13 protein-coding genes and 1 pseudogene are annotated in these 12,891 nt (G+C 39.4%); 3 read left to right on the top strand and 11 right to left on the bottom strand.

Features of this window, described 5'->3' with window-relative positions; all coding sequences use genetic code 11:
• Positions 1-242 precede the first annotated feature (242 nt).
• Both OCV20_RS17450 and OCV20_RS17440 read right to left on the bottom strand, forming a co-directional pair.
• Complete coding sequence (locus OCV20_RS17450) at positions 243-707, bottom strand: NIF family HAD-type phosphatase (protein ID WP_017074778.1); 465 nt, start codon at positions 705-707, stop codon at positions 243-245.
• A gap of 241 nt (positions 708-948) precedes the next feature.
• Complete coding sequence (locus tag OCV20_RS17440; protein WP_261881473.1) at positions 949-1,773, bottom strand: hypothetical protein; 825 nt, start codon at positions 1,771-1,773, stop codon at positions 949-951.
• Positions 1,774-2,379: 606 nt separating this feature from the next.
• Between OCV20_RS17440 and OCV20_RS17435 the strand changes: the two genes are divergently transcribed.
• The gene (locus tag OCV20_RS17435) at positions 2,380-3,735 is read left to right on the top strand and encodes a hypothetical protein (protein ID WP_102484159.1); all 1,356 of its coding nucleotides are present in this window, start codon (positions 2,380-2,382) and stop codon (positions 3,733-3,735) included.
• A gap of 164 nt (positions 3,736-3,899) precedes the next feature.
• On the opposite strand, the gene OCV20_RS17430 is transcribed toward OCV20_RS17435, so the two are convergent.
• The 3 genes from OCV20_RS17430 to OCV20_RS17420 form a co-directional block, all read right to left on the bottom strand.
• The gene (locus OCV20_RS17430; protein WP_261881472.1) at positions 3,900-4,172 is read right to left on the bottom strand and encodes a hypothetical protein; all 273 of its coding nucleotides are present in this window, start codon (positions 4,170-4,172) and stop codon (positions 3,900-3,902) included.
• A gap of 225 nt (positions 4,173-4,397) precedes the next feature.
• Positions 4,398-5,120, bottom strand: coding sequence for a hypothetical protein (locus OCV20_RS17425; RefSeq protein WP_261881471.1), 723 nt, complete (start codon positions 5,118-5,120; stop codon positions 4,398-4,400).
• Positions 5,121-5,272: 152 nt separating this feature from the next.
• A complete protein-coding gene (locus OCV20_RS17420; protein WP_241907101.1) occupies positions 5,273-5,725 on the bottom strand; it encodes a hypothetical protein in 453 nt (150 codons plus the stop codon).
• A gap of 177 nt (positions 5,726-5,902) precedes the next feature.
• Here OCV20_RS17420 and OCV20_RS17415 point away from each other — a divergent pair, with 177 nt between their 5' ends.
• Positions 5,903-6,823, top strand: coding sequence for an IS5 family transposase (locus OCV20_RS17415; RefSeq protein WP_086773621.1), 921 nt, complete (start codon positions 5,903-5,905; stop codon positions 6,821-6,823).
• A gap of 433 nt (positions 6,824-7,256) precedes the next feature.
• Here OCV20_RS17415 and OCV20_RS17410 read toward each other — a convergent pair whose 3' ends face one another.
• The gene (locus OCV20_RS17410; RefSeq protein ID WP_261881470.1) at positions 7,257-7,652 is read right to left on the bottom strand and encodes a hypothetical protein; all 396 of its coding nucleotides are present in this window, start codon (positions 7,650-7,652) and stop codon (positions 7,257-7,259) included.
• 476 nt (positions 7,653-8,128) lie between these two features.
• Between OCV20_RS17410 and OCV20_RS17405 the strand changes: the two are divergent.
• Positions 8,129-8,496: pseudogene (locus OCV20_RS17405) on the top strand (regulator).
• A gap of 215 nt (positions 8,497-8,711) precedes the next feature.
• Here the strand turns inward: OCV20_RS17405 and OCV20_RS17400 are convergent.
• From OCV20_RS17400 to OCV20_RS17380, 5 genes are all read right to left on the bottom strand, one after another.
• Complete coding sequence (locus tag OCV20_RS17400; protein WP_261881469.1) at positions 8,712-9,365, bottom strand: hypothetical protein; 654 nt, start codon at positions 9,363-9,365, stop codon at positions 8,712-8,714.
• 189 nt (positions 9,366-9,554) lie between these two features.
• Positions 9,555-10,475, bottom strand: coding sequence for an IS5 family transposase (locus OCV20_RS17395; protein WP_086773621.1), 921 nt, complete (start codon positions 10,473-10,475; stop codon positions 9,555-9,557).
• Between the two features lie 30 nt (positions 10,476-10,505).
• Entirely contained in the window at positions 10,506-10,841 is a 336-nt protein-coding gene (locus tag OCV20_RS17390) for a hypothetical protein (RefSeq protein ID WP_261881468.1), read from the bottom strand.
• A 1,196-nt stretch (positions 10,842-12,037) separates the two neighbouring features.
• Entirely contained in the window at positions 12,038-12,427 is a 390-nt protein-coding gene (locus OCV20_RS17385; protein ID WP_261881467.1) for a hypothetical protein, read from the bottom strand.
• Positions 12,408-12,791, bottom strand: a complete 384-nt coding sequence (locus OCV20_RS17380) for a hypothetical protein (protein WP_102484150.1) — start codon at positions 12,789-12,791, stop codon at positions 12,408-12,410. Before OCV20_RS17380 ends, OCV20_RS17385 begins: the two co-directional genes overlap by 20 nt.
• Positions 12,792-12,891 lie beyond the last annotated feature (100 nt).

Genomic DNA, 12,891 nt, shown 5'->3' with positions numbered 1-12,891 from the left:
GTTTGGGTCATTTATAAGCTCTGAATCGAAAATTCACGCAACCAAGGTTTGGTGACCAAACCTTGGTTGCGTCCTATTTCAGATAAATAAGTGCATGATTCAAACTATTTGTTATGCACCTGTTTGGGTAAAAAGATGATAGTACTCACACCCATGAATGATAATTAACAATACTATCCATTATTGGAAGTGCAAACCCTCTTATTGATTGTCCAAAATCAATCATCCACTACACTGTGCCATCAGCCTTGATTTTTCGGTATTTGTGAGCCAGCAGTGTTGTAAGATCGCAGTACATCCAGAGTCTCTAGCAATTGGCTGTCGGTATCAGGGTATGGGCTTGCGAATTGCTTAATACTGACCCATCGGCTTCGCTGGTTTTTTTCGATATATTCTTCCACATCGTCGACGATAACTGTTTTTGCTACATTCGAATTACATATAAATGCTAGATTTTTCTTGCGGCTTGACCACTCAACATACTCCATTGAGGCAAACCAATCGGGCGCAACTCCCTCTGAAACAAGGAGCCGTGCTATCTGACGAAATCGCGATTCACTAACTGTCGTGTACATTACCACTCGTTCAGTAATGTCCTTGCAACCTTCGAGGAACAAGTGCAAATGAGGTCGTGCAATTTGACTTATTGCGTTGCTGATTAATGTACCCTCAAGATCTAGCGCAATAATTTTAATTGCATTATTCATTTATCACTATTTCACCTCTGCGTACTAGTAGGCAGAATCTAGTGTAGTCGTGGCTGTATACGTAGATCGGGTGGGGAACAGTTGAGCCTGCCATATAGTCATCAAATGCAGCTAGCGTATGAGCTGGCAGTGAGCTTGGGTCTACTACTCTAAATGCAGAATTCGTCAACTCGAAACTTTCTAGTAAAGGGATTAACATATTCAATTCATCTCTCATCAAATTACTCCTCATGATTAATAATTAAACAAATTCTTTCCGATGTATTAGCGATGTAATTATTCTTTCGAGATTTTTGATACTCAGGCTAACATCACAGATTCGAGTAGGAAAAATCTGTTTTGGAACATGATTCTTCTTACTATCATGGATCGGGATTAGCATTTTAATCTCAGTATCTGCCCCTGCTAATTCCGATACTGCGTGAGTATCACAAGGTGATCTCAGATCTAGTCTCAGTGCATTAATCAAGGCAGTGGAATTAATGGCGCTCCTAGTTAAAAATTCAGGCAGTTTTAAATAAGCATCTCCCTTGTTAACTATCTGAAATTTAAAGTTATTTGGAACTAAATTTCCTTCGATGTAACCTTCTAGATTGAGAGTTAGTTGATTTCTCCTCTGACTACAGACTGTCAACAACGGTTGGCTGATTTTCAGTATCGATGTTTGACAGTTAAACTCGTACGAGATATCTGGGTAATGATTTTGGAAACTCTCTGAACTGTTGTTTCTGAGATGTCTGTAAAGAGCATGACTCGCGATTTGTTGATTTTTTGAGGGTTCGACAAGATATATACATTCATTATCGAAATAATCAATGTCACTGGTTGATTGGATATTTAGATCTATCACATTTCGTAGTAACCCCATTTCCTCGATGTTTTTTTCATTTTTATAGAGTTCATTCAGTTTTATGAACAGATCAAGCCTTTCTTCATAGCTGATCGAAAAGTAAAACTTTTGTAGTGCTATTTGCCAATCTTTTTGTTGAGGATAGTCGTCATCGAGCCGTACTGAAGCATATTGTCGAGTCAGTTTTGCGTCCTCTTGTAAATCAGTTAAATACATAAGTCTCACTATTTGTCCTATCAATCGTTAAATAACTTAACCTAGAATACGTCATCAGATCTGATCCCTCGCCACCCCAACAGCATTGCGTTTAACGCCCAACCGATGGACCTAACTCCCGAGCAGAAAAACAACGTACAACCTACGAACACCCAAAATCCGCTCGTAATAAACTGCAAAATTTCTAGCATGGAATCCTCTTTGATATGCGAATTTTCGATAATTTACATTTCTAGTGATGCTTTTGTCAATAGTATTTTTGGTAGAATTTCTATTTAAATCAATCAGTTATGATCAAGTGTTTTATTGCAGGGGTGTGTTTTTATGAATTTTGGTTACGTGTATGCCTCATACAACTAATAGTTTTTTTGAGGGGATTACGTTCTAACCTGACAGTTTGCCCTACCCACAACCAAGGCGACTTTGGGCAAAGGTGATTTAGAAGTGTGCCACCACGTCTTGGGACATAACAAACTAGAGTTAAAGCACTACACCACTGAACTCTGTTCAGATAAGTGTAGGAATGGAAAAGGTTCTAGACTTGCACAACAAAGTGCAACTGCTAGAATACGATAATTGTAATCATCTGATTTATAAAGGTTTGAAATGCTCGATTTTGATGACTTTGTCGGTGAGTTTGACCATGTTATTGATATATGGTCAGGGGGGCAACTTACCTTGCAAGAAGCCATTGAAAATGCAGATGATGAGTTATTATTCGAGTTTATCGAAACTCTTTTTTTGATAACTAAATATTATTTTTCTACAGGTTCTTCTCAGGAAAGTCCTTTCTCATTTACAGCAAATTCGGCTTTAAGTGGATTAGATACCCCATGTGCTTCCATTGACTGTCGGTTATTAAAAATTGATCAAATGCTTAGCTTTACCTCCCTCTATGCAGATGAGGTGTTCTTAAGAAACCCTTTTGAGTCTCTTTACAAGATATGCCAATCATCCGGTGTGATACCAAAAGTTCGAGTGGAGCTTCTAGCTAACCTAAAGATATATCGAGCTTTATGCCCTTATTTCAAGGTTGGGATTATTAAATATGCCAACAGCACTCATTCATTTTGCCATGACTACATTAATAACGTTCTAGAGCCATACAAAGACAAATTATATAGAAATGAAAGCCGATTGTACGATGCATTGGAAAAGCATTTTCTGAGTAGAGTGACTGCTAGTTATGATGAATATGGTGTTGATAAAGGCCATTTAATCCTAAAAGGGCCTAGTAACCTTATTGAACACCGTGAGATGTATCTTCATATATATGAGAACAAAGGCAAGTATATCGATGATATGCGTATGCGAGGATTACCGTACAAGATAAGCACAGATGACATACGTAATGAAGGTATCTTGAAGTTACTACTGGAACCGCTGCTTGATGATATAACTTTTCACAATTGGCACTCTAAGTTTTATGGCACAAACCTCCTCACTAACGATGACTTACAGTTCAATATCTTAAACAAAATCAATGTCAACGCGATCAACACAGAAGTATTAACCAATCCATTTAAATATAATCTTACGGTGGCAGAAAACACTACACCTGAAGCTGTTATTGAGTTGAGACAAGCTAATGAAGAGTATTTTGACATCTACCGAGAGCGTACAAAACAATTTCTTGGAACAATTAAAGGACTGAATGCCAAAGAGCAAGAAGAAGCCTTTGCTGACCTTGTAAGATCTGAAATAGCTAATATTGATCGAAACCTACGCGCTCATAAAGAGAAATACTTATCCAAGGGTCGCCAAAACATTGTCTTTGGCGCTGGCATAATCACAGTTGGATCGTACTTGGGAATAATACCAACGGATATGGCGTCTTTGATTGCAACTGTGGGCGGTACAGCTGCTCTTTCTTCTTCTGCTACGGATTTCAACCAACTACTACAACCCGACAGTGTGGCTAAAAATAGTGATTTTTATTTCTTATGGAAATTGCAGAAGTAGTACTAGCTAATGTATGTCACATGGGGGGCGAGATCTGCCACTTTGTAAATACTTGGATTCAATATACGCAATGGGGCAATTTCAATTTAGCTTATTACCCCATAAATCTAATGAAGGACAATAACGACTTAGAGTTGCTGTCAGTACGAGTGTGAATCAATAATCTAATTTCTTTTTGCTTCTTTGAGTTCTTTTTCTGCTTTACGCATATCATCTATCACATCTTTCAAATCTTCAGAACTCACAGCTCCAGCTCGGCGAAGCTCTGTCATTTCTTTATGATGACTACAAGCATCATCATATCTTTTTCTGGCCTCCTTTATTTCAGGAGTTCTTCTTATATGAAACATACATGAGCAAAAATAAGTCAAATGATGATTTTGTGAACTGAGAAGTAAAAGCCAGATAACTTCGAAAGGGGCATTTTCGTGTTTCATACCCCGCCATCACATCTCTGCACATAAACGCGTTAGTGCAGTTGCCCTAAGATGCTTTTGTCAGATTGGAAAAAGTATCTTGAAGCGCCTTGAAGAAACCATTGAAGTGAGGTCACCTCTGAAAAGGATCGAACAACTTACTTATGGCATGGCGCTTGTTCAACAATCGGATTAAGCGCTGGATTAGTGATGAGCAGCGCTTAATCCTTATTTGTTTGTGCGGACTCAATCTCGCCACGAAATAAGTGTTACATCCACACCTAGGACTTTCTGACAATCGTAATAAGCTTGGACAATCGTGGGAAATTCGTCTGCAAGCAAAGTAGATTTAGGCGGGAACTCATCATGCTGCCCTATATATTCGAAAATTAGTATGTCTTCTAGAACAGAATAAAGCTCAAGTTCATTTATTTCCATATAGCCAATATATGGTACGAGTTTATCTATTAAACTCTCTAACTCATTAGAAACACGAACCAAGTCATCAAGTGCGCGGCGTTTGCCATAATGTCTATCTTCTAACTTTTTTTGCTTAAGAGAATGTATAAGATCACGCTTTTGTAGTACATCAGTCAGTTTACTAGGCAACTCTTCGCAGGCTTCGAACCGAACATCTACAGCTAGCAATACTGAGTCAATTGCTGTTCTAAGTCGTACAAGCACACGAGAAAACAGAATCGAGGTCTTTGCACTGACTGCTATTCTCGCTTTTCTCTCTGGATAATAAACAACTAAGATGTAAAAAATAGCGCTTACCAAATATCCCAAAGAGAGGTTGACCAAGATTTCAAAGTAGTAATTTAATACATCGGCATTTAGATACTTAGGTACAGATGCCTCGCTCGTCGCTTGAAACAAAACGATAATGATAACTGCTATTCCAGCAATTACATTGACCAACCAATTCGATGAAAAATAGAGCTTAACTTCCCGACAAACGCTTTTCATACTTCCACTTTTTCTCCAAAAGCCATAATTGAACACCATGCACATAGAGCTTTAATAAGTGGTGCTTACGACTGAGCAGCCAAGCGCTCCTAACCTCAAACCAAAAGTGCCGAACGCATGCAGTCCGTTTGAAAAATTTGTTAGCACACTACTCACAAGGTTTTGTTTACCATGCTTGCCATTGGATGTTTCTCAATCATCCATCTAGCTATATCACCAATGTCACCCTTAAGTTCTTTGAATAGATGAGCTGTTCGAGGGGATATTTGAGGGGGCATTTTAGATAGCGGGCAATCATACTTGATCTGTTCAGGTCTAAAGTTATAGCCCCAGTTTGAGATAGCCGCTAGTCCTAGTGCTACGTTGGTGTTGTAAATTTTACCGAGTATGTATTTTTGGTTTTCAATAGGCATTCTTTCACCCATCGTAATTGTTTTAACGCATTCCAATGGTATGTCCATCACGTGTACATCAAACCCATTAAAGTGCCCATTCGATTTACAATCCTCTAAGTTACGAGCGATACGTACTTCATTTTCATATTCCCACTCTTTAGGCTTATAACAAAGTTCAGATAATCGAATGTGTTCTGAATTGTCTAGCAATAAACTAAAATCTATTTTAGGTCTATTTGTTTCGTAAGATATGGGGAATAGTCCAGTAAAGAATTCATGTGTTTCATCAAATTCGACGACAGCTCCTTGGCTTTGTTGCGTAATTCAATGGAACTAAATCAAGAACCTACGATCTGATCAGCTACCTCCACTCTATCTCGTAGTCCTATGCCTAAGCCTCGTTATAAAACAACCAACTGGAAGCAATACAACCGATCACTCATTAACCGTGGTTCTCTGACTTTTTGGATTGATGAAGAAGCAATAAGCGGATGGGCGCAAAGCAAACAGAATAAGCGCGGTAGGCCGCGTCGGTTCAGTGATTTAGCTATCACGACAGCACTCATGGTCAAACGAGTTTTTTCTATGCCATTGAGAGCGCTGCAAGGATTTATCGACTCGATATTTAGGTTAGCCCATGTACCGTTAAGTTGTCCGCATTACACCTGCATCAGTCGTAGAGCCAAGCAAGTTGAGGTTTCATTTAAGACTAAAACGAGAGGAGCGATACAGCACCTAGCCATTGATGCTACTGGCCTTAAGGTTTATGGCGAAGGTGAATGGAAAGTCAAAAAACATGGGACGGATGGCAAGCGTAGAGTCTGGCGAAAGCTGCATATTGCAGTCGATACCAACACTCATGAGATCATTGCCGCCGAGCTAAGTTTATCGACGGTTACAGATGGAGAAGTACTCCCGAACTTACTGAAACAAACACGCCGAAGTATCCTTGAGGTGTCTGGTGATGGCGCTTACGACACGAGAGCGTGTCACGCTGCTATTAAGATTAAGGGAGCTATTGCGCTTATTCCCCCAAGAGAAGGGGCTGCCTTCTGGGAGCGTGGTCACCCTCGAAATTTCGCCGTGGGTTGCCAGAAATTATACGACTCAAATAAGTATTGGAAAGAGCGGTATGGATACCACAAACGTTCACTCTCAGAAACAGCGATGTATCGAGTTAAACAGTTGCTAGGAGGGAAACTGAGCTTAAGAAATTACAATGCCCAGGTGGGTGAAACTTACGCGATGATAAAAGCGTTGAACAAGCTTACTGGGTTAGGTATGCCTGAAACTTGTCGTATTGACTAAGAAACAAGCGAAACGGGTTGGCTCTATCTCTAAATTTAATTACGCAACAAAGCCCAGCTCCTTTGTACTCATCTGCATAGTGTGACCACATAAGCAATGAGTTAGAGTTTCTTGACAGGCACAAGATACCAATTAAATCATTGACTGCGTTTAGTACATCACGTGCTGCTATATCATTACATTTCTTTGACTCGAAATCATCCGCTAGCCTTGCTGGTGAGCCTTCCCTTGGGGGAGCAGTAACATCAAGAGAAAACCCGTTTATATCGTCGATTAAATGTATTTCGGGAAGCAACTCAAATGGGTCATTAAACGCTTTGGGCTGCGTAAACCGAATAGTTCCATCAAGCAAATGCTTTAAATTTGAAAAAGATATGTATTTATATAGTCCCAAAATAACTCCTAATGCCAATATCTACTCATGTGTGACAACTCAAGGTAACTGCTTGATCGCAACAACTAAGGCTGCAATACCTATAGCTAAGCCAGACAACCCCAGCCAATGAGCCTTAAACAACGCCCTGACTGGATAAGCTAACTTACTAGCGGATAAAAATCCTGAATCAGTAAACACGAAACTCATACCATCTCTTTTGATGTAACCCAGTTCATCCATTCTAACGATATAAGCTGCATAATTAACTTTTGGTGTAGCTCTCTGCCTATCAACCACTTCAGGAACTTGAACTTCTATGTCACGATCAAAGGCGTGAAACTTATACCTGTTTAGAGCAAGCACCCCGCCACTCTCTTGTTCAGCGACACGATGATAGAGAGTAATCATCACTTTTTTCAAGACTTTTTCACTAACCACATACGATTTCAACACCAACTCCTTGTATGGGTGAAACACTTAATAGACGGATTTTTTCCGGGTGCATTCCGTCTATCTTGCGGTCATTAGCTGTGAACCTCAAGGCATATCAAACTATTGTGTGAATCGAGAGGAAATTTCGGGGAAATGCGGAAAGTCCCCGCATAAATTTCTGTTACATTGATTTGGTTAAATCAATCTAGGGCGTTTCACATTCGACAACGAGTTAATTGAAGCTAAGAAAGTTTGGGGCAGATCTGAGCTAGCTGGCACTTTTTGAGAAAAGTGCCACGAGTAAAACTTCAGGTCTATGAAGCCTCTGGACAGAAACGTGTTTCAAGAATTCTAACATTAACAATTATTGAATAACTTTTTATAAGGCATATTTGCCAATTAGTACGCCTTCGTACAGTGCGCACTTTGCCTGCTTATGCTTAACGGTGCACACTCTTATCAGTTCAGTACAACCTCTTGTATTTAGGGGGGTATCTGTGAAGTATCGCGAAAACAGTAAGAATTACATTTTTCGAGAGTTAGAGTGTCAAATGACGAAGGAAGAGGTCGCTGAACTGTGTTTTAAAGCTGTGAGAACAGTCACAGGTTGGGATGAGGGGAAACCAATACCTCCCGAATGCAAAAGGCTATGCAGATGACCAAAGGTAGAGAACTTAGCATTAGTGAAGACTGGATAAAGTTCAAAATGTTATACGACAGTATGGAGCTGCCGACAGGCCAAGTCGTGAGGCCACAACAAATACTAGCAAAGATTGCGCTCTTGGGGATTCAATCGGAGTTTGAGATTAAGACTTCAACGCACTTACTTGGTCTTGCTAGAACGATAGCCAAACTTAAAAAATAGGACTAGAAAAGTATGGTTTTCTTGATAGGAGTTCAAAATCTAAATTACGTGGACTAACATGATGTGATTCTTGTTGGTAAAGTGACTTTGACTGGAGCAAATAAATGTCCTGTTTTGATTAATCCAGTCCTCCTTTTTGGTCATATCAAGGAGAAAGAAGCCGAACCTTTATCGAGAGGGTTCGGCTTCTTACCTATATATAGTGGGCTTTGATACTAGTTTCCTGATAAATATTTCGCCTTTTCTAATAACACTGCATAACGTTGTAAAGTCGTGCTAATACCGAAAGAAAGTGACCAATGATGATCCATTGGTTGATACATCTCGGCGCCTGATTCGGTTGTTGGGTCTCTAAGTAAAATACCTCTTCGAATGAAATCATCTACATATGAAAACAATTCATCAATATCTATGCCCAAGTCTAGATCTTCAAAATTTAACCAATCGATAGCATATAAAGGATATATAGTCAGCCTGCTCGATTCTGTAAGCTTAGATAATCTCAGAAACAAATCGACCTTCAAATCATCGACACCATCAAAGCATGTAATAAAGCGAGATTTTAAGCGCTGATCAAAATCGAACTGTTTATCACTAACAAATAGTAAAGCTAGCGCTCTTATAACAATATCACTTGAAGTATTGGTAATCGCCGCAGCATAGTCCGACAAAAACTTCTGGGAATCCTTTTTACCTAAAAAAATATTAATTTCAGCTTGTCTCTCTGCATCTAGATATTCAACTTGATCTTCAATAGTTGATATAAACTCATTTACTCTGTGTTCCATATATAATTGACGAGCTTCTGAAAGAGAATTAAAGATGCTTCTTAGCACAATAGAAGTACATTTCTTTGCGATGATTTCCATATTGTCCTCCAACATCACAATGGCACACGTATCAAAGGCATAGGTATAGAGAAATAAGAAGCTACGAAATAAACAAACATAATAGAGAAGCCTATTACTAGAGTTGTTATTCCCCTAAAAATTGTATTTCGAACGGGCTTTGTTGCGTAATTAAATTTAGAGATAGAGCCAACCCGTTTCGCTTGTTTCTTAGTCAATACGACAAGTTTCAGGCATACCTAACCCAGTAAGCTTGTTCAACGCTTTTATCATCGCGTAAGTTTCACCCACCTGGGCATTGTAATTTCTTAAGCTCAGTTTCCCTCCTAGCAACTGTTTAACTCGATACATCGCTGTTTCTGAGAGTGAACGTTTGTGGTATCCATACCGCTCTTTCCAATACTTATTTGAGTCGTATAATTTCTGGCAACCCACGGCGAAATTTCGAGGGTGACCACGCTCCCAGAAGGCAGCCCCTTCTCTTGGGGGAATAAGCGCAATAGCTCCCTTAATCTTAATAGCAGCGTGACACGCTCTCGTGTCGTAAGCGCCATCACCAGACACCTCAAGGATACTTCGGCGTGTTTGTTTCAGTAAGTTCGGGAGTACTTCTCCATCTGTAACCGTCGATAAACTTAGCTCGGCGGCAATGATCTCATGAGTGTTGGTATCGACTGCAATATGCAGCTTTCGCCAGACTCTACGCTTGCCATCCGTCCCATGTTTTTTGACTTTCCATTCACCTTCGCCATAAACCTTAAGGCCAGTAGCATCAATGGCTAGGTGCTGTATCGCTCCTCTCGTTTTAGTCTTAAATGAAACCTCAACTTGCTTGGCTCTACGACTGATGCAGGTGTAATGCGGACAACTTAACGGTACATGGGCTAACCTAAATATCGAGTCGATAAATCCTTGCAGCGCTCTCAATGGCATAGAAAAAACTCGTTTGACCATGAGTGCTGTCGTGATAGCTAAATCACTGAACCGACGCGGCCTACCGCGCTTATTCTGTTTGCTTTGCGCCCATCCGCTTATTGCTTCTTCATCAATCCAAAAAGTCAGAGAACCACGGTTAATGAGTGATCGGTTGTATTGCTTCCAGTTGGTTGTTTTATAACGAGGCTTAGGCATAGGACTACGAGATAGAGTGGAGGTAGCTGATCAGATCGTAGGTTCTTGATTTAGTTCCATTGAATTACGCAACAAAGCCTTTCGAACGTGAGCATTTCTTTCCATACGATTGATTAATGACTCCTCGTCAGTCAATTCAGTATGTGTTTGATATAGCTGAGTATATGCAGTTACTACATGAGATTTGAATGATTGGTCACTAGGGTCTGATAAAGAGGTATTTAGCATCCTCTTAAAGCTATCTTCATCATGAAAAATTTTTTTCTCGAATTTCATCAATCGTTGTGTCGTATGATGTAGAGAAGATAAACCTTGTCCAAGAGGCTTTTTATCTCTCGCCACAGAACTGCTACTCGTAAACGCCATGCTTTTTCCTTATGGATTAGATAGATAGTTTTCTATCCAAGTCTCTAGTATTCTGATTCTACAAGTAAACTCCATTTTACAACACATACTTATAACTAGAAATAGGCCATTTAATCTCAAATAATAAATCAGTTCTGCCTACTTATTGTGCCTATCTAGCGCGCAAGCTTGCAACTAGAGACGGGGGTGTGAGTGTCTATAGGTAGGTCGAATTTACCCCCGTGATACAACACGATATTCACAACGAACAGCATTAGAAGAATAGATAACTTTTAGTAGGGCAAAAGTTCATGAACAGGATGCGAATGAATAAAAGGTCTAAGCAACTTTGGAGCATTTTCGTGTTTCATACCCCGCAATCAAGTCTCTAACAACACGGAGATTTGAAATGGCAAAACGACGCTCTAACGTAAACGCCCCATGAACCCACGGGACAATTCACCCAAATTTTTATTAGCGTCGTAGATGGTATTCAGTGCATTAGTAGCACTGCGGTATTTACTCATAAAAGTCACCAAAGAAAGCTTAATGAAACTTCGAAGCGAACTAATGATTAAGCTCTTGTTTATTAAATAATTAAATATTGTATGATTTGCTCGCATTATGCATTTGGAGCCACCTCCATTATGCATTTGGGGTGGTTTCCATCGAGCATTTATGGCCAGATCTATGAATGATTTCTAGCACACTCTTTCTAATCAACCACAGTTACTTATTTATTTGGGATTGAACTGCTTGATTATCTCTGAGTTTAACTCCATGTCATCCGTTATCTTGAGCTATCCTGATCAACATTAAAGTCAGAACTACTGTCAACGCCAGTTTAAAATTGCCCCACTTATCGACGTTATCGCCGAAATAAAACTGCAATTCTTTGTTTTCACGTCACTTAATGACTAAACAAGGAGCTAGCATTGGATCTATAAATTTCAACTTTCACCCCGTATTACATCACGAGGGTTCCCCAACGATCAGCACGACAGGGATGGATAAGTTTTGGTAGGGCAAACGCACATTAACAGCATGTGTATGAGTAAAAGCACTAAGTGGGAAAGGGGCATTTCTGAGTTAAGTCGTCACGCCAGCAAAGTTCTGGACAATTTCGTGCCAGTGACCTTCCTAAATTAGCATCTCACGGATAATTTTAGGTATTGCAAACCTCTAATCAAGTGGCCAAATTCACTCTGCCACTACAGTTATGGTTTGTTTTTGATACGATCTATCAAAACATCCATTGTAACGTTGTAATTCTTTGATTTTAATCTGTTTTTTCCAGTTAAGTATAATGTTAACAAAGCTCCTACCCAGTATAAAACCTCCCATGTTGCTTTATCTAACAAAAGAAACGTTTTGAAATCAGTAGTCAAAATCGCAGTAATCAAAGTCAAAAAAATACCAAAAGGAGCTCCCCAAGAGAACTTGTACCTTACGGACTTTTCATACTCTATAAGTTGGAGTCTTAGTTTTTCTTCAGATATTGAAATTTTAGTATGTGAAAGGTTTTCATACTCTTCTTCAAATAATACACGAGACTTAGAAAACTGTCCTTGTGGCTGAGTCTTATCTCTAGAGGTTTTCAAAGTCATCTTCGCCACCCTCCATGAATTGTAATTCTATGCTATGGGTGGGGAATGGTTCTTCATCGATAAATTCATGGACGATGAAAACCGAGATTTTACTTCCAGATGGAGATTCACCGAGTTCGTATGGTCCAAGAAGAGATTTTTTACTATATGAATGCCAATTTGTAAACTGAAGTACAGCTGTATCGTGATGATTAAAAAATTCAAGAAGCCTACCTTTCTCATTCTTTCTATCACGGCTAAACATGATTTGGATGTTGGGATTCCACCCTTCAAGACTCGGAGTTATAAACAAAGGCTCGCTCTCGAATGCAATAACCTTAACATGTTCAAGAACTACGAAATCACCACACTGACAATATGCCAAGCTAAATTCCTCAATAAAGTGAAACTATTGATATATACATGAGCAAACAAAACTAACCGTAAGTTCTGACTTTTAACTTAAGTTATAGATTTAAATGCAA

Source organism: Vibrio coralliirubri (genome assembly GCF_024347375.1).
In the GTDB taxonomy this organism is placed as follows: domain Bacteria; phylum Pseudomonadota; class Gammaproteobacteria; order Enterobacterales; family Vibrionaceae; genus Vibrio; species Vibrio coralliirubri.
The sequence above is the reverse complement of the archived record's forward strand: the minus strand, read 5'-3'. Positions and strand labels throughout refer to the sequence as shown.

What these genes read in the sequence shown, in the direction of transcription:
- OCV20_RS17395 (WP_086773621.1), bottom strand. Translation starts at nt 10,475, where the DNA reads ATGCCTAAGCCTCGTTATAAAACAACCAACTGGAAGCAATACAACCGA.
- OCV20_RS17425 (WP_261881471.1), bottom strand. Translation starts at nt 5,120, where the DNA reads ATGAAAAGCGTTTGTCGGGAAGTTAAGCTCTATTTTTCATCGAATTGG.
- OCV20_RS17385 (WP_261881467.1), bottom strand. Translation starts at nt 12,427, where the DNA reads ATGACTTTGAAAACCTCTAGAGATAAGACTCAGCCACAAGGACAGTTT.
- OCV20_RS17390 (WP_261881468.1), bottom strand. Translation starts at nt 10,841, where the DNA reads ATGGCGTTTACGAGTAGCAGTTCTGTGGCGAGAGATAAAAAGCCTCTT.
- OCV20_RS17430 (WP_261881472.1), bottom strand. Translation starts at nt 4,172, where the DNA reads ATGAAACACGAAAATGCCCCTTTCGAAGTTATCTGGCTTTTACTTCTC.
- OCV20_RS17450 (WP_017074778.1), bottom strand. Translation starts at nt 707, where the DNA reads ATGAATAATGCAATTAAAATTATTGCGCTAGATCTTGAGGGTACATTA.
- OCV20_RS17440 (WP_261881473.1), bottom strand. Translation starts at nt 1,773, where the DNA reads ATGTATTTAACTGATTTACAAGAGGACGCAAAACTGACTCGACAATAT.
- OCV20_RS17400 (WP_261881469.1), bottom strand. Translation starts at nt 9,365, where the DNA reads ATGGAAATCATCGCAAAGAAATGTACTTCTATTGTGCTAAGAAGCATC.
- OCV20_RS17415 (WP_086773621.1), top strand. Translation starts at nt 5,903, where the DNA reads ATGCCTAAGCCTCGTTATAAAACAACCAACTGGAAGCAATACAACCGA.
- OCV20_RS17435 (WP_102484159.1), top strand. Translation starts at nt 2,380, where the DNA reads ATGCTCGATTTTGATGACTTTGTCGGTGAGTTTGACCATGTTATTGAT.